Source organism: Streptomyces sp. TLI_185 (assembly GCF_003814765.1).
Classification (GTDB): Bacteria; Actinomycetota; Actinomycetes; order Streptomycetales; family Streptomycetaceae; genus Streptomyces.
In genome coordinates, this window is record NZ_RKRB01000001.1 from 7436727 (window position 1) to 7459325 (window position 22599).

Genomic DNA, 22599 nt, shown 5'->3' on the forward strand with positions numbered 1-22599 from the left:
CCGCAGAGCCGAGAATCGCCAAAGGCCCGCCCCCTCATCGAGGGGGCGGGCCTTCAGTACGAGCAGGTCACTGACCGGCGAACTTCTTGCTCACCGAGTCGTACACACCCTTGGCCACCTCACCCAGCCGCGGTCCGGCCAGCCAGCCCGAAGTCACCGGGCCGATCGAGGTGTTGGACACCAGCGCCGGCTTGCCGTCCGAGCCCGTTGCGACCCAGCCGCCGCCGGACGAACCGCCGGTCATGGTGCAGCCGATGCGGTACATCGTCGGGTCCGAGGCGTTGATCGACAGCCGTCCCGGCTTGTCCGTGCACTGGAACATCTTCTGGCCGTCGAACGGCGCGGCGGCCGGGTATCCGGTCGCGGTGATGCTGGGAACCTTCGGCACGGCCGGAGCGTTGAAGTCGACAGGCAGTGCTGAACCGACCGTCTCCTCCAGCGACTTGCCGTTGCCGCCCTTCTCCGGCGTCACATGGATGACGGCGTAGTCGTACGAGGCGCCGTCACCGCCCGTCTCGCCGCCCTTCTCGATCCACTGCTGGGAGGTCTGCGCCCAGTCGCCCCACCAGACGCCGTACGGAGCGGCCTCCTCCCTGGTGGCGTTCTGCAGCTGGGCGGCCGACCTGCCCGCGTTGTTGTACGACGGCACGAACGCGATGTTGCGGTACCAGCCACCCTTCTTGCCGGCATGCACGCAGTGGCCCGCCGTCCACACGAGGTTCGACTTGCCGGGGTGGGCCGGGTCTTCCACGACTGTCGCCGAGCAGACCATCGTGCCCTCGGGGGAGTCGAAGAACACCTTCCCGGACGCCGCTGCGTTGGCGTGGTACGTAGGCGCCACGGCCTTCGCGTCCACGGGCGCCGGCGTGGGGTCGGTCACGCCCTGGTCACCGGAGAGGTCGCTGTCGTCGACACCCTTGTCCGGGTCGTTGGCCTTCCGCATCCGGTCCGGGTTCCACAGACCCTTGATGATCGGGTTGATGAAATCGTCGGCCTCGCGCAGCCAGTCGTCCTTGTTCCAGTCCTTCCAGGCCCCGTGCTTCCACTTGTCGATGTCGAACCCGTGCTCTTTGAGCTTGTTCTTGATGTCGTCAGGGATCTTGATCTTGCCGTCGCCGCTGCTGCCGGTGTCGGTCGCGGAGGCAGAGGCCTGGCCGTCGGCCTTGTCGTCACCCGAGTTGCAGGCGGTGGCGGTGAGCGCAAGGCCCATTGCGAGGGCTACGGCGGCAAGAACGGGAGAGGTTCTGCGGCGGGCACCCCGCTCCCGGCGAACAGTGACGGACGGCCTTATGGATCGCATGCTCTGACTCCCCCTGGGATGAACTGAACGAATCGGGTCCGGCGGCTGTGAACGCACGCTCGGAACAGGTGATCTCACGTGACGTCACGACTTCTTGGAACGGCATCACACACTATGCGCTCGCTGTGGGGGACTTCCGATGGAACAGCAACGGTTTCGCTACGACCGGTCTGACCTGGCAATCGTCCAGACGTAGCCCGATTTGACGTCTTGTCTTGTCTGGTCCTGTCCGGCGCTGTCGACCCCCGTTGATGTCAACAACTGCTGTCAGCCACCAGGTTGACATCAGCCCCGAGCCCTCGGTTTTCCGGGGGCTCTTGGCATGGGCTGGGACAGACGGAGCTTGGTCACCAGGCAGGGCCGATGAGCCTGCTATAGGGCCGCTCGGCCCGTGGACCGGTCGGAGCGCAGGCAGAGTGGCAATGCGATGGTGTCGGGCCTGAAACTGTCCCACACGACAGGTAACGGTGTGACCGAGGTCGCGTCGCGTCATGCTGAGGCCGAGGCGGATGTGCCGGGCCTGATCGAGGCCGACATGGAGGCGCTGCTCGGGGTCCGTTTCCTGGCGAGCGAGTACGGCAGGGGGCCGGTCCACGGTGGGCGGATCGACTCGGTCGGTCTCGACGAGAACGGATCGCCGGTCATCCCCGTCAAGCGGGGTGTCGACTCGGGTGTCGTCAACAGGGCCTGTTCTACCTGTCGTGGCTGATGGAACGCCGCGCGGAGTTCGAGCGCCTGGCCCGCGGCCGGCTCGGGGCGACGGCCGCGGCCCGGGTGCTGTGGAGCGGACCGAGGCTGATCTGTAGCGCCGGTAAGTACACGCGCCCCGACGTGCATGCCGTGCGGGAGCATCGGCGCAGCATCGACTCGGTCCGCTACCGCCTTTTCGGCAGCGACCTGCTGGGCTTTGAGGCCGTGGACTCCGTCCGTGGCCGGCCGCCGGCGGTGCGCGGCGCCGGCCTACCTTGGCTGTCCAGCGCATGCACTACCGGGCGTATCAGCATCTGCGGAACTTCGCCTGCGTCCAGCCTGCCGCAGAAGACCAAGCTCCTGGTCTATCTGAAGGCGGACCCGAGGCAGGTCGACCTCCTTCCCGGGTTCACCCGGGACGTGATGGGGCTGGGCCAAGGCAGTGCGCGGCCCACGGTCGCACAGTGCCGTCGCAGCGCCACGTCAGAGGCCACCTGAAATGGCGCGGCGCGGACCACGACTTCGGTGACGTGCGCCGGCGGTCCGGTCAATTCATGCGGCAGCAGGTGGGCTCCCGTGGCGTACCTGGAGGGGGTGCCCGCAGCGGAGACAGGGCAGCGCCATCAGCTGGTCGCGGGCGGCGCTGATCCAGCGTTCGGCCTGCCACGAGCTGTGCCTTTCGGTGGAAGGGGCGCAGCCGGCACAACGACTGGGCGGCACATCGCCGGGGCCCTCCGTCCGCCGACGTGTCGGAAGACGAGCCGCCGTCCGGCGGTGCGCCACCGGTCTAGCCGTCGTCCTGCGGGGCTGAACGTGGTTTCCCCCGAGGGGCGGGACCGAGCGCCGTGGCCGACCGGCTGGGCTGCTCGCCGAAAGCGGGGATCTGCGGGCCCTGCGGCAACCACTGGACGAGGACGAAGGACGTCACGGCGGCCAGCACCACCAGGGCCACGGTGTCCACATTGCCCAACAGGAGCACGACCAGGACCACGCTGCTCACGGGCAGCCGCAGGGCGGCGGTCACCGAGGCCGCCATTCCGGCCGCCATCGCCGGCACCAGACCCAGACCGGGCAGCGGCGCCAGCAGCACACCGGCCGCCCCGCCCAGGAACAGGGCAGGGAAGACGGGGCCGCCGCGCAGGCCGCCCAGACACAAGGCGTACGCGAGGCCCTTGAAGGCCAGCACCGCCACGAGGGCGCCCACCGGCCAGGCGTGCGGGTTCTGTGCCAGGTCGGCCAGGGCCGATTCCCCGGACAGGGCCGCGTCGGCCGGCGAACGTCCGGTGGCCACCGCATAGAGCGTGATGCAGACAGCCGCGCCCAGCGCACACAGGGTGGTGTTCCGCACCGTCCGGGTCGTCACGAAGCGGGCTGTGTAGCGCCCGCCCACGAAGAGCCAGTGGACCAGGAAGCCGAGGGCCGGTGCCAGCAGGAGTACCCACAGCACGTCGGCCCAGTCGAGGGGAGGTGGTGTCGGCAGGCCGATGTCCAGGCTCCCGGTCGCGAAGCCGGTCCAGTGGACGAACCCGGTGAAGATGAGGTCTCCCACCCCACTGGCCAGCAGGGCCGGCAGCATCACCGCGAACAGCTGCGGCCCGCCCACACCAGCCACTTCCATCAGCAGTACCGCCCCCACGACCGGGTTCCCGAAAAGCGCGGAGACGGCGGCGGCGGCCCCGGCCGCGCCGAGCAGGGCCGTGCTCGATTCGGTCTCCGGCGCCCGGGCCAGGTTCGCGAAGAGCAGCGCCAGTCCGCCGCCCATCGCGATCAGTGGCGCCTCGGGACCCAGCACGGCGCCGAGCGGCAGGCCGACCAGAGCGGCGATGAGGACACCCGGCAGAGCCTGCCTGGTGAGACTGCCCGAGTGCAGACCGCCGGCCGGAACGTGTCCGCCCCGGCCCGGAAGGTGCGCGACCACCAGGCCGACGACCAGACCGGCCACCGTCAACAGGGGAAGTCCCCACCACCAGGGCGCGTGCTGCCAGCCCAGGTCCTTGGGCCAGTCCACCCAGAGCAGCTGTTCCAGCTGGTGGATCGCCACAAGGAACCAGAAGGCGATGAGTGACACCGGAATGCCGATCAGCCCGCAGAACACCAAGGCCTTGCGGTACTCCGGCCTGCCCAGCATCGTCCGTAGCAGATCGGCTTCCGGAGGCTGACCGCGCGCCGGCGGCCCGGAGCCGCTCCCCGGCTTCGTTCCGGCGATGGGTCCTCCCGAGTTCGGCGCCGCGCCATGTGGCGCGTCAGCTTGACCACCGTATGGCCAATCGGCACATATCGACATGAACATACACTCGGTGAATCGGCCCTGCTCGCCGTCGGCCGCCTTGGCAAGCGGGGGCCGTGGCCGCGCAACGGACGTCCGACTGCACCGGACTCTACGGGCACTCTGCGACGTGACGGCCGGAGACGATCCGCAGTGGCGAGCCGCTACGGGCACTGGTGCGCGAGAAGCCGACCGAGAAATGGCCTCGGCAGCAGATCGCGCGCCGCCTGGACGCGAGTCGTCGGAGGACAAGCCTGGGTCCGGTGCAGCCGTAGCCCGGCCGGGTGGCAGTCCGGCCGAAATGAGTTCGTGGGGCGTGCCGGTCCGTCCCGCCCCCAGCGCAGGGTGTTTTCGTCTGGGGACCGGGCATGCGACGGCTTCCGCGTCCGCCCTGGTGGGTCCGCCAAGGCTCGGCCGTCTTCCCGTGCGTCGCCCGTTCCTGGCGGCACGGCCGTGAGCGTTTCGGGGCGGCGGTCGTGCCGTCCGAAACGCCGAAGGAGAGATCATGGTGACAGCGAAAGTCGAGAACCGTGGTACGTCCGCGCAGCTTCTCAGGGGCCAGAAGGCGCTGGTGACCGGCGCCAACTCGGGCATCGGCCTGGCGACCGCCGTTGGTCTGGGCCGGGCCGGAGCGGACGTGGTGGTGAACTACGTCGTCGGTGCGCACGAGGCAGAGAATGTCGTGAAGGAGATCGAGGGCTTCGGGGTCCGCGCCTACGCCCACGAGGCCGACGTGTCCGACGAGGACCAGGTGACGGCCATGGTCGCGCGGATGGTCGAGGAGTTCGGCACCATCGACATCATGGTGGCCAACGCGGGCCTTCAGCGGGACGCAGAGGTGACGGAGATGACGCTCGCCCAGTGGCGGAAGGTCATCGACGTCAACCTGACCGGCCAGTTCCTGTGCGCGCGGGAGGCCGCCAAGGAGTTCATCCGGCGCGGCGTGGTGGAGGAGGTCTCCCGCTCGGCCGGGAAGATCATCTGTATGAGCTCGGTCCACCAGATCGTCCCGTGGTCGGGCCACGTGAACTACGCCTCCTCCAAGGGCGGTGTGGGCATGCTGATGCAGACCCTTGCCCAGGAGCTGGCCCCGAAGCGGATCAGGGTCAACGCCGTTGCGCCGGGTGCCATCCGTACGCCGATCAACCGCGACGCGTGGTCCACTCCCGAGGCCGAGGCCGATCTGCTGCGCCTCATCCCGTACCACCGCGTGGGCGACCCGGAGGACATCGCCAACGCCGTCGTCGCCATGGCGTCCGACCTGCTCGACTACGTCGTCGGCACCACCCTGTACGTCGACGGCGGAATGACACTCTTCCCCGGCTTTGCCACCGGGGGCTGATCTCCGATGCAGGATCATGTCACGCCCCGCCGGGTGGTGATCCTCGGTGGAGGGTTCGCCGGGCTGTTCGCCGCCCGTGCCCTACGGCAGTCACCGGTGGCCGTGACCGTGGTCGACCGGCGCGCCCACCACCTCTTCCAACCGCTGCTCTATCAGTGCGCCTCCGGGATCCTGTCCGAAGGGCAGATCGCGCAGCCGCTCCGCGGGGTCCTCCGGCGCCACCACAACGTGAGGTGCGTGCTCGCTGAGGCGACCGACGTGGATGCCGGCGCCCGGCTGGTGCACGCCCGGCGACCTGAAGGCGGAATCGTTCAGCTGCCCTACGACGATCTGATCGTTGCGGTGGGCATGCGCCAGTCCTACTTCGGGCACGACGAGTTCGCCGCGCACGCCCCCGGCATGAAGACCCTGGACGACGCCCTGGACATCCGCCGACGGATCTACCGGGCGTTCGAGATGGCCGAGACGGCGGCGAACGACCGGGAACGACAGCAGTGGCTCACCTTCGCACTCGTCGGCGGCGGGCCGACCGGTGTCGAGCTCGCCGGACAGGTTCGGGAAATCGCCGGACACACGCTCGACCGTGAGTTTCAGAGGATTGATTCCGCCAAGGCCCGGGTGCTGCTTTTCGAGGGATCCGACGCGGTGCTGGGTGCGTTCGGCCCTGCGCTGGCTCACCGTGCGGCCCGGACCCTGCGGCACCTCGGTGTCGAGCTCCACCTGGGCACGATGGTCACCGACATCGACGCGCACGGCCTGACGGTACGGGACCACAACGGCAGGACGACCCGGTTCGGAGCACGCACCGTGCTGTGGACGGCGGGTGTCGAGGCCCCGCCGATCGCCGCCGCGCTGGCCCGGGCGACCGGCGCCAAACAGGACCGGGCCGGTCGCATCCTCGTCGAACCCGACCTCACCGTCCCCGGGCATCCGGAGATCCGCGTCACCGGGGACGTGATGAGTCTGAACAGGCTGCCCGGCCTGGCCGAGGTCGCCATGCAGTCGGGCGCATACGCCGGCCGGAGCGTACGCCATGCCGTCGAGGGCAGGATGAAGCAGCCGAAGCCCTTCAAGTACGTGGATCTCGGCAGCGCCGCCTACATCACCCGCGGCCGGGCCGTCGTCAAGGCAGGCCCGTTGCATCTGTCGGGCTTCACCGGCTGGCTGGCCTGGCTCTTCATCCACCTGGCCTTCCTCACCGGCTTCCGCAGCAGGCTGGGCGCGGTGCTCAGCTGGTCCGTCGCCTTCGCCACCGGCTCACGCCGCGAACGTGCCTTCACCCTGCCCGACACGGACGCTTCGGCCGCCCGGGCGACCGGACCGAAGGCGCCCCCGCCGCCTCCCTGAGGAGGGGCACCCCGGCCGACCCTCCGCGGGCTCCCCTCCGCGTCCTGTCCCTCCTCAGACCAGCCCTGCAGGGCAGACCATCGAGGCGCACATGCTCAGCACCGCCGTCCTTCTGGTGAACAACGCCCCGGCCCAGCTCCTGCCGGCTCGCGAACTGATGGCCTTCACCCTGGCCTCGCACATCCTGCTGGTCCCTTTCGGGGTGGCACTGCCGTTCATCACTCTGCTGATGCACCACCGAGGGCTGCGCCGCGACGACCCCGTCGCCCTTCAGCTCGCGCGGCGCTGGTCGGCGGTGATGGCGGTCCAGTTCGCCATCGGCATCATCACCGGCACCGTGCTGTCCTTCGAGTTCGGTCTGCTGTGGCCGGGCATGATGGGCCGCTGGGGCGACGTCTTCGGCCTCGGGTTCGGCGTCGAGGCATGGGCGTTCTTCCTCGAGGCCGTCCTCATTGCGATCTACCTCTACGGATGGCGCCGGCTCAAGCCCTGGACCCACTTCTGGCTCGCCGTACCGCTGCCGCTGGCCGCCCTGATGGGGGCGTTCGGCATCATCGCGGCCAACTCCTGGATGAACACCCCCCAGGGGTTCGGCCTCGACGCCCAGGGCAAGCCGATCGACGTCAACGTGCAACAGGCGATCTTCTCCCCGATGTTCGGCCCGGAGTACTGGCACTTCGTGGTCGCGATGCTGCTGACCGCCGGCTACGTGGTCGCCGGTGTGTACGCGGTCGGCTGGCTGCGTGGGCGCCGTGACCGCTACCACCGGCTCGGATTCACCGTGCCGTTCACGGTCGCGGCGATCCTCACTCCGGTCCAGTTCATGCTCGGCGACTCCGCCGCCCGCGCCGTCTTCCACAAGCAGCCGATCAAGTTCGCCGCCACGGAGATCGTCTGGAAGACCGACACCCACGTACCGGAGTACATGTTCGGGCGGCTGAAGAGTGACGGGACGATCTCGGGCGGACTCAAGATTCCCCAGCTGGACTCGATCCTCGCCGGCTTCAAGCCCAGTACCCAGGTGACCGGGCTGACGTCGGTGGCGGTCGCCGACCGCCCCACCGTCGTCCAGGCCACCATCGCGCACTGGGCCTTCGACATCATGGTCACCATCGGCAGCGTGCTGATCCTGCTCGCGCTCTGGTATGCCTGGTCCTGGTGGAGACATCGGGACAACCCGCCCAGCCGTTGGTTCTACCGCTGCGCCGCGCTCGCCGGAGCCGCCTGCCTGGTCACCGTGGAGTGCGGGTGGATCACCACGGAGGTCGGCCGGCAGCCGTGGATCGTCTACAACCACATGAGGGTCTCAGAGGCGGTGACCAGCACAGGCGCCGGATCGCTGTGGGCGACGCTCGGCATCGTCATGGCCGTGTACCTGGCCGTTTTCGGCGCGTTCCTCGCGGTTGTCCTCAAGATGCGCACCCGCTGGCGCATCGCCGACGAGGGTTCGGCCGCCGCACGCGCCGAACTGCCGCCGGAGACCGACACTCCGTACGGGCCCAGAAGCGAGCCCGAGCCCACAACCGTCGGAGCCGCGCCTCACGGCGGATCCGGCCACACCTCTGGCGGTGCGTCGTAATGGCCGAATTCAGCGCATGGGTGCTGGTGATCGCGATCGCCGCCTACGCCTGCGCCGGGGGCACCGACTACGGTGCGGGCTTCTGGGACCTGCTGGCCGGCGGCGCTGAACGAGGCAAGCGGCCCCGCTGGCTCATCGACCACGCCATGGCACCGGTCTGGGAGGTCAACAACGTCTGGTTGATCTTCACCCTGGTCATCATGTGGACCGGTTTCCCGACGATGTTCCAGGCCGTCTTCTCCGCGATGTGGCTGCCGCTGGCCCTTGCCGCCGTTGGCCTGGTGCTCCGCGGCGCCGGGTTCGCCCTGCGCAAGCCGACCCGCCGACTGGCCCAACAACGGGTCTACGGCGCGATGTTCGCCATCTCGTCGCTGGTGACGCCGTTCTTCCTCGGGGCGGTACTCGGCGGTATCGCCTCCGGGCGGGTCAAGGTCGGCACGACCGCTTCCGCGGACGCCTGGGCCAATGGAACCTCCGTCCTCGCGGGTCTGCTGGCCATCGCCGCCACCGCGTTCCTCGGGGGGGTCTTCCTCAGCTCCGACGCGCTGCGGTTCGGCGCCGAGGACCTCGTCGACTACTTCCGCCGGCGCGCGCTGCTCGCCTTCGCCGCGGTCGTCGTCCTCGCCCTGATCGGTCTGCCCGTCACCCACGACGACGCCCGGTACGTCTGGGACGGCCTCACCCGGGGCCTGGGCCTGCTGCTGATCATTCTGGCCGCGGTGGCGGGTCTGGCAACGGTACTGCTCCTGTGGCGCAGGTCATTCGGCTGGTCCCGCCACACCTCGGTGGCGAGCGTCGCCCTGACCATCGGCGCCTGGGGCTTCGCGCAGCGGCCCTACGTGCTTCCCACCTCGCTGACGGTTGCGGACGCGGCCGGTGCCGCTCACACCCTTCGGTGGCTGATGATCGTCACGGGCATCGCGATCGTGCTGGTCGGTCCGGCGCTGGTGCTGCTCTACCGGCTCGACATCATGGGTGAGCTAGAGGAACTCACCGACGCCGACACCGGGGCCGCCAGAACACCTGGGGACAACCTGTAGCGGTGCACCGCCGGCTCCCTCGTTGCGTGCGGCTCCCCGTCAGCTCAGCCGGGCGGCGATGTGGTCGCCCACCCGCAGGGCGTTGGCGATCGCGGTCAGAGACGGGTTCACCGCGCCGATGCTGGGGAAGAAGCTGGTGTCCACGACGTAGAGGTTGTCGAGGTCGTGGGCCTTGCAGTTGACGTCGAGGGCCGAACTGCGCGGGTCGTCGCCGAAACGCACGGTGCCGGCCTGGTGCGCGGTGGCGCCGATCGGCATGCCCTTGTGCAGGTAGATGCTGTGATCCAGCAGATGGTGCTCGTGCATGCCCAGGTGCCCGAGCATCCCCCGCAGCTTGTGCTGGAGGCGCTTGAGCCCGGCGATGTTGTTCTTCTCGTCGAGAGCCAGGTGGATGGCGTCGTCCTTGTCGAGGGTCACGCGGCTCTCGGGCAAGGGGAGGTCCTCGCCGCACAGCCAGAAGTCGACCGCGTGGTGCGCCAGTACCTCGAAGGGCATGTCGGGCATGACGGCACCGGCCCAGCGCGGCGCCTCGCCGTGGATCTGGTCGGCATCCGACTTGCCGAGCATCTGGATGCCGCCGAGCGGATACTCCCAGTCGTCCGCGCCCAGGTACCAGTCGTTCAGCGCCAGGGTCTTCTGGAAACTGGTGGGGTTCGGTTCCTTGGACACCGCCATCAGCGCCAGGTTGTTGTGGCGCATGTAGTGGCGTCCCACGACGTCCGAGCTGTTGGCCAGGCCGCCGGGGTGCTTGTCGTTGGCCGAACGCAGCAGCAGAACGGCGGAGTTGACCGCGCCGGCGGCGACCACCACGATGTCAGCGCCGAACGTCTCGGTGACTCCGTTCCTGAGCTCGGCGACAACCCTGGTGACGGTCCGTCCGGTCGGGTCGGTCTCCAGGCGCCGTACGTTCGCGTCGGTCACCATCGTGACGTTGTCGTACCGGAGTGCCGGGTCGACGCAGATCACCTGCGCGTCGGACTTGGCGCCCACCAGACAGGGGAAGCCGTCGACCCGGTCGCAGCGGATGCAGACGCTGTCGTGCGTGGCCCGGCCGTGCTCGTCCTGGCTGAGGTTGACGCCGATGGGCAGGTGGAAGGGGTGCAGGCCGGCTTTCCCCAGATCGTCGCTGAGTTGCTGGATGCGCGCCTCGTGCTCGACCGGCGGGTAGGCGTACTGCGCGCTGGTCGGCCCTTCGGTGGGGTCCTCGCCGTGCCGGCCGTGCACCAGGTAGAGGTGCTCGGCCTGGGTGTAGTACGGCTCCAGATCCTCGTAGCGGATGGGCCAGGCCGGAGAGATGCCGTCGTGGTGGCGCAGTTCGCCGAAGTCCTCGGGCCGCAGCCGGAAGAGCGCGGCACCGTAGAACTTGGTGTTGCCTCCGACGTAGTAGTTCACCTCGGGGGGGAACTGGTTGCCGTGCTTGTCGTACCAGAACTCGGGAGCGCGGTACTTGCCCTTGACGAAGACGGCGGTGGAGTCCCAGTTGTCCCGCTCCCGTGGCAGGTAGCCACCGCGCTCCAGGATCAGGACCCGTTTGCCGGTGGGGGCAAGCCGGTGGGCGAGCGTACCGCCGCCCGCTCCCGTACCGATGACGATGACGTCGTAGTGCTGATCGTCGGCCATGAGAGGGTCCCCGTTCTGGGAGTCGTCGACTGTCCTGGCCGTAGCACCCGTCCGGGGATCTACGAGGCTGTGCGGTTCCGCGCGGCCACTCGCACAATCGGGACATTTAGTGCCATTTCCCAAGCTATCGGGTGCGTGGGGTGGCGGCGACCCGGCGGGTCGAGCACGTGTACGGTCAGTCGGTTTCCCGCAGCGCACGTACGGCGTCGTCGACGATCGTCTGCGGGTCGGCCGAGGCATCGACGGTCAGGCCGGGCTCGTCCGACCGCAACGGTTCGAGGGTGGCGTACTGGGAGTCCACCAGCCTGGCGGGCATGAAATGGCCGGCGCGGCCCGCGACCCGCTGGTCGGCGGCCGCCCGGTCGAGCGCCAGATACAGGAAGCACACACCTACACCTGCCCTACGGAATATATCCCGGTACTCGTGCTTGAGAGCCGAGCACGCCACCACCCCGCCCCGGCCGTCGTCGATGGCCTCGTGGATCCAGTCGGCGAGGGACAGCAGCCACGGCCGGCGATCCTCGTCGTTCAGTGGACGCCCTGCTGCCATCTTGGCGCGGTTCGCGGCAGGATGGACGTCGTCCGCCTCCAGGAAAGGCACCATGAGCCGTTGCGCGAGCAGCCGCCCCACAGTGGACTTCCCCGACCCCGAGACCCCCATGACCACGACGACTCTGGGCACCTTGTGAGTTGTTCGCACAACGTTCCTCCGAGGTGGCGCCTGTTCGAAGCCGGCCGTCAGAAAGGGATTCCGGCGAGCTGCACGCCGCGTGACGGCAGACCCGCACACCCTCTTGTCCGCACTTTACGTGCGATTCGCCCATGAGATCCGGGAAGCCCGCTGGTCAAACGTGTGATTCGGGAATGGGGTCGTCTCCCCTTGCGTGGGCGCCCGCGATTCGTCTCACCGCATGTCCGGCAGGCGCTTTCCCAGCCGATTCGTCTAGATTCGGCCTGTGAACCCTGTAGGCCGTGCCACCGATCAGAGCGCCGCCAGGTTCCTGCTCCCGTACCCGGCCTGGCGGATCGGCGGCCTGCCCGAGGGGCTGCCCGTCGCGGTGTGGGACGGTGCCGGCGGTCCGCCCTCCGTCGAGAGCCTGGCGGAGGTGGAGTTCTTCGTCATCCCCTACACCTTCGCGGATGCCGCCGTAGCGGTGCTCCCGCGCCTGCCGCGGCTGCGGGTCGTCCAGTCCCTTTCCGCCGGCGTCGATGCCCTCGTGAAGTACGTTCCCAGCGGGGCGGTTCTCTGCAACGCCAGGGGAGTGCACGACGCCAGCACCGCGGAATTGGCCGTGTCACTCGCCCTCGCGTCGCTGCGCGGAATCCCCGACTTCGTCCGCGCCCAGGACGCCGAGGAGTGGCGGACCAGCTTCCGCCCGGCGCTGGCCGACCGCACGGTTCTGCTCCTGGGCTACGGTTCCATCGCCGCCGCCGTCGAGGACCGGCTGACCCCTTTCGAGTGCGGGGTCCTGCGAGTCGCCCGGAGCGCCCGAACCACTGCGCGCGGGCCCGTCCACGCGCTCACCGATCTGCCCGAGCTCCTGCCCCGTGCCGACATCGTGGTGATCACCGTCCCGCTCACCCCGAACACCCGTGGACTGATCGACGCCCGCCTCCTCGCGCTGATGCAGGACGGCGCCCTGCTGGTGAACGTGGCCAGGGGCGCGGTGGTGGACACCGACGCGCTGCTCGCCGAGCTCGGGACGGGCCGGTTGAGCGCGGCCCTCGACGTCACCGACCCCGAGCCGCTCCCGGCCGGGCATCCGCTCTGGCACGCGCCCAACACGCTGATCAGCCCTCATGTCGGAGGCCAGAGCTCGGCGTTTCTGCCCCGGGCGTTGCGGCTGATTCGCACGCAGGTGCTGCGCCATCTGGCCGGGGAGCCGCTGGAGAACGTCGTGCCGACACCCAACTCCTGATCCGGATCCGGGCCCAGGACCTCACAGGACGGCGATTGGGTTGACCGGTGAGCCGGTGGCGTCCGGCAGCCGCAGGGGGGCGATCACGCAGAGGAACGACCACCGCCCCTCCGCCTCGCAGGCCGGCGCCAGATCCTCGAACTGCAGGTAATCCAGCAGGTGAAGGCCCATGGCGTGGACCGCCAGCACATGCACGGGGAAGTCGACGCCCTCGGTGGAACTCGGGGCGGTGTCGTTGTTCCCGTCGCCGCCGAGCACGGCGACCCGCCGGTCCGCCAGGAACTCCAGCGCGGAGGGATGCAGCCCCGCGCGCGCGTCCGCCGCCTGCCAGGGGCCCAGTTCCCCACGGCGCCGCCGGTGGCCGACCCTGACGAACAGGAGGTCGCCCTCGCCCACGCGGACGTGCTGGGCCGTCTCGGCGGCGCTGAGGTCGCCGAGTGTCACGTGATCACCCGGTTCGAGCCACGGCACGCCACGCAGCAGTGGGATGTCCAACAGCACGCCGCGTCCGACGATCCCGTCGCGCGCCGCCTCGATGGACAGCGCCGTGGCGCCGTCCGCCGTGACGCTGCGCGCGGTCATGCCGCCGTGGAGTGTGCCGTCGTAGATCACGTGGCAGAGGGCGTCGATGTGGCTGTCGGCGTCGCCGTGCACGTTCATCGCGAAGCTGTCCCTCGCGAAGCGGAGCCCGCTAGAGGCGTGTTCCTCCGGCTGCCCACTCATTCGGTGCCTCGCGGGCTCCGGGTTGTCCGGACCGGACAGCGTCTCCACCGGCGCGGCGAGCGTGACCGTCCGGCCGGTCCGTACCTCCCGGGTGGCGGCCAGTACCCGTGCGGGAGTGAGCGCGGCCAGAGCACCCCGATCACCCTTGGCCCAGGCCGAGCGCGAGACCATGCGCCGGTAGAGCACGCCGAACTCGCCCTCGGTCAGCCGCGGCGGTTCTGCCGGACGGGCATGCGTGACCACGGGTCAGCGTCCGTGCTCCGCGTCGAGCGCCTCATCGAGCGTGATGGCGGCCATGATCAGGGAGAGGTGGGTGAACGCCTGGGGGAAGTTGCCCAGTTGTTCCCCGCTCGGGCCGACCTCCTCGGCGAACAGGCCGACGTGGTTGGCGTAGGTCTGCATCTTCTCGAAGGTGTAGCGGGCCTGGGGCAGGCGCCCCGCCCGGGCCAGCGCGTCGACGTAGAGGAAGGTGCACAGGCTGAAGGTGCCTTCCGAGCCGCGCAGTCCGTCCGGTGATGCCGCCGGGTCGTAGCGGTAGACAAGACTGTCGGAGACGAGCTTGCGGTCCATCGCGTCGAGCGTGGAGAGCCAGGACGTGGCCCGGGGAGCGATGAACTCGACCCTGGGCATGAGCAGCAGCGAGGCGTCCAGGACGTCGCCGTCATAGTGCTGGACGAAGGCGCGCTCCTTCTCGCTCCAGCCGCGTTCCATGATCTGATCGAATACGGCGTCCCTCGCCTTGCGCCACCGCTCCACGTCGGCGGGCCGGCGGAAGTGGTCGGCCAGGCGCAGCCCGTGGTCGAAGGCGACCCACGACATCACCCGGCTGTAGGTGAAGTCCTGTCGGCCGCCGCGGGTCTCCCAGATGCCCTCGTCCGGCCGGTCCCAGTTGTCGGCCAGCCAGTCCAGCGTCCTGGCGAGCGTCTGCCATCCCTCGAAGCTGGCCTGCTGGGCGATCTCGCGCCCCTGGGACACCGCGTAGAGGGCCTCGCCGTAGATGTCCAGCTGGAGTTGGTCGGCGGCGCCGTTGCCGACGCGGACCGGCGAGGAGCCGCGGTAGCCCTCGAAGTGCTCGAGTGTCTCCTCCGGCAGATCGGGGTTGCCGTCGATCCGGTACATCGTCTGGAGCGGCTCCTCCTCCTTGCCCTCGCGCTCACGCAGCCTGTCCACCAGCCAGTGGACGAAGGCGGTGGCCTCCTCGACGAAGCCGAGGTCCAGCATGGCCCGCACCGACAGCGCGCCGTCGCGCACCCAGGTGAACCGGTAGTCCCAGTTGCGCTCTCCGCCCACCTGCTCGGGCAGTCCCATGGTGGCCGCCGCGATGAGGGCACCGGTGGGGGCGTAGGTGAGGAGCTTGAGAGTGATGACCGAACGGTGCACCAGCTCGGGCCACCGTCCCCGGTAGCGGGACTGGCGCAGCCAGTGCTGCCAGAACCGGCTGACCTCGCCGAGCTGCCCGGTGAGCCCGTCGACCGTGGGGGGTACGGGTGCCTCGCCGCCGGACGCGCAGACGGTGAACACGACGCCGCCGGACTCGCCTGTGCGCAGCGTCACCTTGCCGCGCACGTCATGGCCTTCCCGCTCCAGCGGGAAGGTGGACTGCAGGTGCCCGTCGATCCCGGGAGCCCTGAACACGGCGCCGTTCTCGCCGAGTTCCAGCTCGTGCTCGGCCCGGCCGTAGTCGAAGCGCGGCCGGCACTCGAGTGTGAAGTCGACCGTTCCCCGCACGGCACGCACCACGCGGATCAGGGTGTGACGGTCGGTCGCGGTGCGGGTCCGGTCCGGAGGCATGAAGTCGACCACCTCGCCCACCCCGTCCGGCGACATGAACCGGGTCACCAGAATGGCCGTGTCGGGGTAGTAGAGCTGCTTGCAGGTCGCATCGGGATGCTCGGGGGCCAGCCGCATGTACCCGCCGCCGTCGTGGTCGAGCAGCGCGGCGAAGATGCTGGGCGAATCGAACCGGGGAGCGGCGAACCAGTCGACGACGCCCTGCGACGACACGAGCGCTGCGGTCTGCAAGTCGCCCACCAGGCCGTGTTCGGCGATGGGAGGGTAGCGATCCATTGCTGCTCCCAGGTCTCGGGAATCCCCCTATATCCATCCACTATCCGGCACCCCTGCAGTCCCTGCCATGTCGACGCTGCCGTGGTCGCCTGTCCAGGGGCGACGACCACGGCAGCCCCCGTGCGGACTACAGCGACCCGCGGGGCGGCACCCTTGTGGTGCAACGGCGCCCGGCCGCAGGCACGTCGTGATCCGTGCAGCGTCGCGGTGGCCCCACCGCGGCCGCCGGAGCCGAGCACTGCCTTCGGCTTGCTGGGCAGCCTCCGGGGGGCGTTACTGACTGTGGTCGGCCGGGTACAGGAGGGCCCCGTCCCCGGCATGCGGGTGCTGTGTCACCCCGTTCGGCCGCAAGCCGAGCGACGGAGGCTGTGGATGGAGATGATTCATGTCCGACTGGTGAGCCCAGTTGATCTCACCCCTCGGGCAGTCGGGCTGCTCACCGGCGACCGCTACGTCTTCAACCTGGTCGTCCTTCCCGGACTGGCGCAGAACCCCGACGGCGACGCGGTCGAGTGCGACATTCTCGCGGGAGCGGCCAACGCCGTGCTGCGCGGTCTGCGCGAGCTGGAAGTGGACCGCCGGGGCTCCATCGTCATCGAGCCGGTCGAGATGGCCCTCTCCGGCACCGCGGCCGAGGCGGAGCAGCAACAGCTCGGGGCGCTCGCGCACGCGCCGTTCTGGGAGGAGGTCGAAGCACGCATTCGGGCCGAGGGCACCTATCTGCCGAGCTTCTACGTCTACCTGGTCATCGCAGGCGTCATCGGGGCGGTGGGCATCATCACCAACTCCCAGATCCTGATCGTCGCGGCGATGGTCGTCGGACCGGAGTACGGCGCCATCACCAGTGTCGCGCTGGGCATCGACCGTGGTAACCAGGCCAGGATCCGGCAGGGCCTGTTCGCCCTGACCGTGGGATTCCTGATGGCCGTTCTGGTGACCTTCCTGTTCTCATGGGCGATCCGCGGCCTCGGCCTCGAACCCAGGGCATTTGACCTGGGCATCAGGCCGGTCTCCACGCTGATCGACGCCCCCAACGTCTTCTCCGTCGTCGTCGCGGTGCTGGCCGGCATCGTCGGGATCGTGTCCCTGACCCAGGCCAGGACGAGCGCGCTGCTCGGCGTGTTCATCTCGGTCACCACCATCCCGGCGGCCGCGGACATCGGCGTCTCCTGCGCGTTCTCCAGCTGGAGCGAGGCGCGCGGTTCCCTGATCCAACTCCTGCTCAACATAGTGCTGCTGATTCTGGTGGGCGTGCTGACGCTCAAGTTCCAACGGGCCGCCTGGCGGTACATCAGCCGGCGCAGCGGGCGCTCAGGAGGCAGATGAAGCCGCTGTCCCGTCCGGGGCGGCACATCCCCATGCGCGCCGACCCGCCGGCCTCGCGGACGGGCGGAGCGGTGACTGCGCGGCCTGTGACTCCAGTGGGCGAACGTGCCGGGCGATTCCGCCGACAGGAACGTGTCGCGCTTGACCGGGCCGGAGGGGGGCCGCACGCTCCCGACGAGGAGGCCGACACCACAGGCCACCATGGCGCCCACGTCCGAGGGCGTCGGCGGGCGGACCGAGGAGGCCACGCGTGCAGGAGAGCCGCACGGGACGGCAACTGACCCTGCGCCACGGCGCGCACCGTGCGGTCGTCGTCGAGCTGGGCGCGGCGCTCCGGTCGTACTCCGTCGGTGAGCACGCCGTGCTCCAGGGATTCGCCGCGCGTGACCGGATCACCGGCGGGCGCGGCCAGATCCTGGTGCCGTGGCCCAACCGGATCCGGGACGGCCGGTACCGCTGGAACGGGCAGGACCAGCAGCTGCCGCTCACCGAGCCGGCCGGTGGCAACGCCATCCACGGACTGCTGCGATGGACCTCGTGGCAGGTGGTGGAGTCGAGCGACAGCCGGGCCGTCCTGGAGGTCTCGCTGTGGCCGCAGCCGGGCTACCCGTTCCACCTGCACATGCGCGCGGAGTACGCCCTGGGCGACAGCGGGCTCGAAGTTGCCGTCACCGCGCGCAACCTCGACACGAGCGCCGCACCCTATGGCTTCGGCCAGCACCCCTACGTCACGGCGGGCACCGCAGTGGTCGACCAGGCGGTGCTGACCGTCCCCGCACGGACATGGCTGCGCACCGATGAGCGCGGCCTGCCGGTGGCCGCCGAGCCGGTCGCCGGGACGCCGTACGACCTGCGAACGCCGCAGACGATCGGAGCGCGCCAGCTCGACACCCCGTTCGGCGACCTCGACCGGGACGCGGACGGGCGGGCCGTGGTCCGCCTGGCCCATCCCTCCGGTGCATTCGGTACGGACGTCTGGCTCGGTGAGGGCGCCGACTACGTGCAGCTGTACACCGGCGACACCCTCCCACCAGCGGAGCGCCGTCGCGCCATCGCCGTCGAACCGATGACCTGCCCGCCGGACGCCTTCCGCAGCGGCACGGCTCTCGTCGACCTCGGGCCCGGGGAGCGGCACACCGTCTGCTGGGGGATCACGCCGTGGGGGGAATGACGGCGTCGCCATTCCCCCCACGGCGTGATCCTCACCGGCCCGAGGCCCCCTTCGACGTGGACGCCGAGGGATTCGCCGCACTGGTGCACCCCAGGGGCAGGCGCGGTCGCCACAGCCGCAGCCGTAGTCATGCGCGCCAAGAGGTCACCGCCACCTCGTGACCGTGCTGTCCCTGCTGCCCGCCTCCCGCCGGCGGGCAGGAGCACTCACCTTTCTCATCACCACTCGCTGAAAGGGCCAGACGTGACGACGAACCAGGTGCTCACCGGAGTGGGCCTGACCCTGGTCCTCGCCGTCGGATCGCAGATCCTGGCGAGCCGCCTGCGCATCCCCGCCCTCATCGTTCTGCTGCCGGTCGGATTCGCCGCCGGCGCGCTGATCCACGATGTCAACCCCGAGCTGCTGCTGGGGCCGGCGTTCTCACCGCTGGTGTCGCTGGCCGTCGCCGTGATCCTCTACGACGCGGGCCTCGGCCTGGACCTGGCGAGACTGAAAGGACACACCCGCCGTGTCGTCGTCAGGCTGATCTGGATCGGCGTCCTGATCACCTGGGTGCTCGGCGCGCTCCTCGCCGCGCCGTTGCTGGGCATGTCCCAGCGGGCGGCCATCATGCTCGGCGCGATCCTCGTGGTCTCGGGGCCGACGGTCGTCGGACCTCTTCTCAGCTTCGTACGACCCAAGGACCGGCTGCAGCACATCCTGGTCTGGGAAGGCTCTCTCATCGACCCGATCGGAGGCGTTCTGGGAGCACTGGTCTTTCATGCGGTCTCGGCCAGTACGAAGCACCACTTCGGCAGCGGGATCGCGAGCTTCCTGGCCAGCATCGGTATCGGAGTGGCCGGTGGAGCGGCCGGGTCGGCTCTGCTGTGGGTGCTGTTCCGGGTGTTGCGGCTCGGGGAGGTACTCGGCACCACGGCGCAGCTCGCCGCGGTGATCGGGGTAGCGGCGCTCTGCGATGCCCTGCGCGACGACACGGGACTCATCGCCGCCGTGATGATGGGCCTGGCCGTCGCCAACTTCCCCGGCGTCGATGTCCGGGCGCGCCGGCCGTTCTTCGAGACTCTGGTCAGCCTGATCCTCGGCCTGCTCTTCATCTCCATCTCGGCCACCGTCACCCCCCAGTCGTTGCGCCATGTGGTGCTGCCCGCGCTCGGGCTCGCCGCCATTCTGGTGCTTGTCGTCCGACCGCTGATCGCGGTCGTGTCCACCCTCGGTACCGACCTGACGCGCGGCGAGCGGGGCTTCATCGGCTGGATGGCGCCGCGTGGGATCGTCGCGGCCGCCACCGCGTCGACGTTCTCGGCCAGCCTCGCGGACAAGGGGATCGGCGGCTCGTCCGAGATCCTCCCCGCCACGTTCGTGGTCATCGTCGCGACCGTGACGCTCTACGGTCTGACCGCCTCGCCCGTGGCCCGGCGCCTGGGCGTCGTGCGCCCCTCCCGCTCGCGTCCACTGCTGGTCGGTGGTGACCCGTGGGTGGTCGACCTGGGCGTGGCCCTGAAGTCGGCGGGGTTGGAGGTACTGATGTGGGCAGGGCAGGAGCAGCAGCGCGAACGCATCAGGCAGGCCGGGATCGAGCTGGCACCCGGTGAACTGCTGGCCGCCGTGACGGGCCAGGGCGCGGAGCTGGAAGGCATCACCGCGGTGTTCTTCCTCACCGCCGAGGACGACTTCAACGCACTTGCGGCAGCGATTGTCCGCGGCAGCGTGGAGGGGGTGGTCCACCACCTTGGTGCACCCCCCGACAGTCATGGCATGGTGGCGCCGTTCATCAGTGGCGAGGTGCTGTTCGGCAAGCATCTAACCTGGCCGGCCTTCTTCCACAGATACGAGGAGGGGGCCGCCGTCCTGGCGCAGCCCGCCAACGGTGCGCTGCCGCCCGGCTCCGATCCGCTGTTCCTGGTACGGCCGGACGGCCGCCTCGACCCGGTCACGGAGACCAGCACACCACTGCCCGGGCCGGGGGACACCCTCGTCCTGCTGGCCCCGGGCGTGCGAGGTTCCGCGCATCGGCCGGCGTAGTCCGGTCGCTGCTCAGCCTGTTGCGCGGATGAGCGCGCTGTGCGCGGGCGGAACTCCGGTGGCCGGCGGTCTGGCGCATCAGCGAGCAGGAAGCCCAGAAGCGCAGGGAGACCACGCGACACAAACGGCCGACTACGGATTGCGGTCTTCCGTGGTGCTGGATCTCATGGACCCCATGCAGAAACAAGCTTCTCCAGGAGACGGCGCAGTGCCCCCGATGGAGCTTTCGCACTGGGTGGCTTTCGCCGGGACCCTGCTGTTGCTCAGCGCTCTGTTCAACTTGCTCAACGGATTCGTGGCGATTTTCAATCATGGTTACTACTCAACCGTGTATTCCCAGGGCAACCGACTGCTGATTCTCAACTACACGGCCTGGGGCTGGATCTGGGTCGCCGTCGGAATCGTGATGGCCCTGGCCGGTATCGGCGTGCTCGTGGGCTCCAGGGCGGCGCGGCTGACGGGCATCTGTCTGGCGGCACTGTGTCTGGTCGGCCAGATGATCTTCCTGCCGGTCTACCCGTTCTGGTCCCTGTTCACGATGTTCGTGTCGGTGCTGGTGATCTACGGTCTGCTGGCCGAACCGCGACATGTTCACGGCGCGCGCGTCTAGAGATCTTTAACGGCTGGGTTTGCGGCGGTTGGAGGTCGAGTCCGGTCCTGGCCGTGAGTCCCTCGATGTGTCGAGCCCGGCCAGGGTGTACTCGACACCGAACCGGCGGCGCACGATCTCGGCGATCCTCGTCAGCCTCCAGCACTGGTCGCCAAAGCCGCACGCGGCCGGACCGCATTCCAACACCACCTTCAAAGTGCGCAGTTGACGGGCGTTGAGCTTGCAGCGGGCGCCGCCGGGCCCCTTGGAGACCAGAGCCCGCCGGCCGCCCGAAGCCAGAGCCCGACGCCAGCGGTTCGCCGACATTGGCATACCTCATCCCTCCGGCATAACGCGCCTCACTCCGACCGTCACGACCGGACGTAACCCCAGCCGTTGAAGATCTCTAGTTCTCCGGTGGTGCAACGCCTCGTTTCGCCCATGTTCCGTGACCGATCAGCTGCTACCCGACCGGTCCGGTGAGCTCCAGGCGGCGCCGCTCCCCTTCGGGAGTGAAGGTGAATGCTGTGCGGAAGGCTCCGCTCCCGAACCGGACAGCTAGAAGAATGGGCTCCTCATGTTCCGGAGGCCATGAAGGCCCCGCATCCGGGGTGCTTCCGTTCCAGAGGTGGAAGGACACCATCGGTTGCTCCGGGTCCTCCGTGAGGTAGCCGAGGGTCTTGCCGTACAGCGGGTTCGTCCCTCCGAACAGCACAGACGGGGCTCCGAACTCGTCGATGACGTCCGCCCGCACACGGTCCTCGCCGGCCCATTGACGCACGCGCTCCCGAAGTGCACGGTACTCGTCGGTTGCCAGCACCCGGTCGGGCCTCAACCATCCACGGTCGTACGCGAACTCCGCATAGACCGACGCCATGCCGTACTCGTAGGAGAGGCCGGGGACGAAGTCCCGGAAAGCGCCCGTCACGCCGGTGCCGGACCAGGCCCCGCACACCTCCCATGCCCTCTGTTGCTCCGACCAGGCTTCGGGCTGCCCCTCGACGAACAGTAGTAGGTGGTCCGGCAGCATCCGCAGGGCGGGCTCGTTCCCGAACATCCCGGGGCGGCGTAGAGCGAGGTTCAACCGCCCGATGAGGTAGGCGCGTATCTCATCGGCAGAAGCAAGCGAGCCGGAGAGGGGCATGCGCCGATTCTCCCTCAGGGCACTGACCTGGGCCCTTGATGCAACGATGGAGGTCAAATCTCAAGCTCAGTGCGAGCATGGGTATCCAGGTGAGCAGGTCGAGGGCGATCTGGGCGAGCTCCAGCCAGATCGGTGGCCGGGCGGCCGCGGCCCGGGAACGCGGGCAGCAACACCGCCGCCGACCACCTCCTGCCCCGAGCAGCGCGGTCATCGCACCTATCCCGGTCGGCTCCGGCGACGCCAACAGAGCGTCCATCAGCTGTCCCGTCTCCGCGCAACTCGGTACAGGCCGGGGCCTCCACCGACCCCGGAGCGCTTCAGTTGAACAAGCTTTGACGGAACCAGACTGATGTCGTCATTGGATGTCAAATGCGCTGTATCTGGGCTTGTGTTGGACCGGCAACGGTTCCGTCACGGAAAGGATCTTGAGGTAGCCCGTAACCCGGTGAGCGAT

General features: G+C 69.3%; 19 protein-coding genes. 11 read left to right on the forward strand and 8 right to left on the reverse strand.

Going from position 1 to position 22599, the window contains the following annotated elements:
* Positions 1–67: 67 nt before the first annotated feature.
* Positions 68–1300, reverse strand: coding sequence for a serine protease (locus tag EDD92_RS34390; protein ID WP_123967899.1), 1233 nt, complete (start codon positions 1298–1300; stop codon positions 68–70).
* Positions 1301–1769: 469 nt separating this feature from the next.
* Here EDD92_RS34390 and EDD92_RS52490 point away from each other — a divergent pair, with 469 nt between their 5' ends.
* Complete coding sequence (locus EDD92_RS52490) at positions 1770–2009, forward strand: hypothetical protein (protein ID WP_399184639.1); 240 nt, start codon at positions 1770–1772, stop codon at positions 2007–2009.
* Positions 2009–2488 (forward strand): hypothetical protein, encoded by a 480-nt coding sequence (locus tag EDD92_RS52495; RefSeq protein ID WP_399184641.1) that lies wholly within the window; start codon positions 2009–2011, stop codon positions 2486–2488. Before EDD92_RS52490 ends, EDD92_RS52495 begins: the two co-directional genes overlap by 1 nt.
* A 289-nt stretch (positions 2489–2777) precedes the next feature.
* Here EDD92_RS52495 and EDD92_RS34400 read toward each other — a convergent pair whose 3' ends face one another.
* Positions 2778–4118, reverse strand: coding sequence for a chloride channel protein (locus EDD92_RS34400; RefSeq protein ID WP_123967900.1), 1341 nt, complete (start codon positions 4116–4118; stop codon positions 2778–2780).
* A gap of 643 nt (positions 4119–4761) precedes the next feature.
* On the opposite strand from EDD92_RS34400, the gene EDD92_RS34405 reads away from it, so the two are divergent.
* From EDD92_RS34405 to EDD92_RS34420, 4 genes are all read left to right on the forward strand, one after another.
* The gene (locus tag EDD92_RS34405) at positions 4762–5598 is read left to right on the forward strand and encodes an SDR family oxidoreductase (protein ID WP_123967901.1); all 837 of its coding nucleotides are present in this window, start codon (positions 4762–4764) and stop codon (positions 5596–5598) included.
* 6 nt (positions 5599–5604) lie between these two features.
* Entirely contained in the window at positions 5605–6945 is a 1341-nt protein-coding gene (locus tag EDD92_RS34410; RefSeq protein ID WP_123967902.1) for an NAD(P)/FAD-dependent oxidoreductase, read from the forward strand.
* Positions 6946–7036: 91 nt separating this feature from the next.
* Positions 7037–8524, forward strand: a complete 1488-nt coding sequence (locus EDD92_RS34415; protein WP_123967903.1) for a cytochrome ubiquinol oxidase subunit I — start codon at positions 7037–7039, stop codon at positions 8522–8524.
* The gene (locus EDD92_RS34420) at positions 8524–9564 is read left to right on the forward strand and encodes a cytochrome d ubiquinol oxidase subunit II (protein ID WP_123967904.1); all 1041 of its coding nucleotides are present in this window, start codon (positions 8524–8526) and stop codon (positions 9562–9564) included. The genes EDD92_RS34415 and EDD92_RS34420 overlap by 1 nt, the downstream gene beginning before the upstream one ends.
* A 39-nt stretch (positions 9565–9603) precedes the next feature.
* On the opposite strand, the gene EDD92_RS34425 is transcribed toward EDD92_RS34420, so the two are convergent.
* Both EDD92_RS34425 and EDD92_RS34430 read right to left on the reverse strand, forming a co-directional pair.
* On the reverse strand, positions 9604–11184 hold the full coding sequence (locus EDD92_RS34425; protein ID WP_123967905.1) for a GMC oxidoreductase: 1581 nt from the start codon (positions 11182–11184) through the stop codon (positions 9604–9606).
* A gap of 175 nt (positions 11185–11359) precedes the next feature.
* Positions 11360–11845, reverse strand: a complete 486-nt coding sequence (locus tag EDD92_RS34430; RefSeq protein ID WP_123970672.1) for a gluconokinase — start codon at positions 11843–11845, stop codon at positions 11360–11362.
* Between the two features lie 286 nt (positions 11846–12131).
* Between EDD92_RS34430 and EDD92_RS34435 the strand changes: the two genes are divergently transcribed.
* On the forward strand, positions 12132–13103 hold the full coding sequence (locus EDD92_RS34435) for a 2-hydroxyacid dehydrogenase (protein WP_399185491.1): 972 nt from the start codon (positions 12132–12134) through the stop codon (positions 13101–13103).
* Positions 13104–13124: 21 nt separating this feature from the next.
* Here EDD92_RS34435 and EDD92_RS34440 read toward each other — a convergent pair whose 3' ends face one another.
* Entirely contained in the window at positions 13125–14069 is a 945-nt protein-coding gene (locus EDD92_RS34440; RefSeq protein ID WP_260326935.1) for a cyclase family protein, read from the reverse strand.
* Between the two features lie 3 nt (positions 14070–14072).
* A complete protein-coding gene (locus EDD92_RS34445; RefSeq protein WP_123967906.1) occupies positions 14073–15893 on the reverse strand; it encodes a glycoside hydrolase family 15 protein in 1821 nt (606 codons plus the stop codon).
* Positions 15894–16265: 372 nt separating this feature from the next.
* Here EDD92_RS34445 and EDD92_RS34450 point away from each other — a divergent pair, with 372 nt between their 5' ends.
* From EDD92_RS34450 to EDD92_RS34465, 4 genes are all read left to right on the forward strand, one after another.
* Positions 16266–17219, forward strand: a complete 954-nt coding sequence (locus EDD92_RS34450) for a DUF389 domain-containing protein (RefSeq protein ID WP_123967907.1) — start codon at positions 16266–16268, stop codon at positions 17217–17219.
* A gap of 250 nt (positions 17220–17469) precedes the next feature.
* Positions 17470–18390 carry an aldose 1-epimerase family protein gene (locus EDD92_RS34455; RefSeq protein WP_123967908.1) on the forward strand — a complete coding sequence of 307 codons (921 nt, stop codon included), beginning with the start codon at positions 17470–17472 and terminating at the stop codon, positions 18388–18390.
* Positions 18391–18633: 243 nt separating this feature from the next.
* Complete coding sequence (locus tag EDD92_RS34460) at positions 18634–20412, forward strand: sodium:proton antiporter (RefSeq protein WP_123967909.1); 1779 nt, start codon at positions 18634–18636, stop codon at positions 20410–20412.
* Between the two features lie 28 nt (positions 20413–20440).
* Positions 20441–21022 carry a hypothetical protein gene (locus EDD92_RS34465; protein WP_123967910.1) on the forward strand — a complete coding sequence of 194 codons (582 nt, stop codon included), beginning with the start codon at positions 20441–20443 and terminating at the stop codon, positions 21020–21022.
* A 6-nt stretch (positions 21023–21028) separates the two neighbouring features.
* On the opposite strand, the gene EDD92_RS34470 is transcribed toward EDD92_RS34465, so the two are convergent.
* Together EDD92_RS34470 and EDD92_RS34475 are read right to left on the reverse strand one after the other, a co-directional pair.
* Positions 21029–21334, reverse strand: a complete 306-nt coding sequence (locus EDD92_RS34470; RefSeq protein ID WP_311736790.1) for a winged helix-turn-helix domain-containing protein — start codon at positions 21332–21334, stop codon at positions 21029–21031.
* 130 nt (positions 21335–21464) lie between these two features.
* Positions 21465–22145: a hypothetical protein gene (locus EDD92_RS34475; protein ID WP_123967911.1), complete on the reverse strand. Its 681-nt coding sequence runs from the start codon at positions 22143–22145 to the stop codon at positions 21465–21467.
* Positions 22146–22599: the final 454 nt, after the last annotated feature.

Coding starts and splice junctions, on each gene's coding strand:
- EDD92_RS34410 (WP_123967902.1), top strand. CDS start 5,605: ATGCAGGATCATGTCACGCCCCGCCGGGTGGTGATCCTCGGTGGAGGG.
- EDD92_RS34400 (WP_123967900.1), bottom strand. CDS start 4,118: ATGCTGGGCAGGCCGGAGTACCGCAAGGCCTTGGTGTTCTGCGGGCTG.
- EDD92_RS34420 (WP_123967904.1), top strand. CDS start 8,524: ATGGCCGAATTCAGCGCATGGGTGCTGGTGATCGCGATCGCCGCCTAC.
- EDD92_RS34415 (WP_123967903.1), top strand. CDS start 7,037: ATGCTCAGCACCGCCGTCCTTCTGGTGAACAACGCCCCGGCCCAGCTC.
- EDD92_RS34450 (WP_123967907.1), top strand. CDS start 16,266: ATGGAGATGATTCATGTCCGACTGGTGAGCCCAGTTGATCTCACCCCT.
- EDD92_RS34470 (WP_311736790.1), bottom strand. CDS start 21,334: ATGCCAATGTCGGCGAACCGCTGGCGTCGGGCTCTGGCTTCGGGCGGC.
- EDD92_RS34405 (WP_123967901.1), top strand. CDS start 4,762: ATGGTGACAGCGAAAGTCGAGAACCGTGGTACGTCCGCGCAGCTTCTC.
- EDD92_RS34465 (WP_123967910.1), top strand. CDS start 20,441: ATGAGCGCGCTGTGCGCGGGCGGAACTCCGGTGGCCGGCGGTCTGGCG.
- EDD92_RS34430 (WP_123970672.1), bottom strand. CDS start 11,845: ATGGGGGTCTCGGGGTCGGGGAAGTCCACTGTGGGGCGGCTGCTCGCG.
- EDD92_RS34390 (WP_123967899.1), bottom strand. CDS start 1,300: ATGCGATCCATAAGGCCGTCCGTCACTGTTCGCCGGGAGCGGGGTGCC.
- EDD92_RS34425 (WP_123967905.1), bottom strand. CDS start 11,184: ATGGCCGACGATCAGCACTACGACGTCATCGTCATCGGTACGGGAGCG.
- EDD92_RS34445 (WP_123967906.1), bottom strand. CDS start 15,893: ATGGATCGCTACCCTCCCATCGCCGAACACGGCCTGGTGGGCGACTTG.
- EDD92_RS34475 (WP_123967911.1), bottom strand. CDS start 22,145: ATGCCCCTCTCCGGCTCGCTTGCTTCTGCCGATGAGATACGCGCCTAC.
- EDD92_RS52495 (WP_399184641.1), top strand. CDS start 2,009: ATGGAACGCCGCGCGGAGTTCGAGCGCCTGGCCCGCGGCCGGCTCGGG.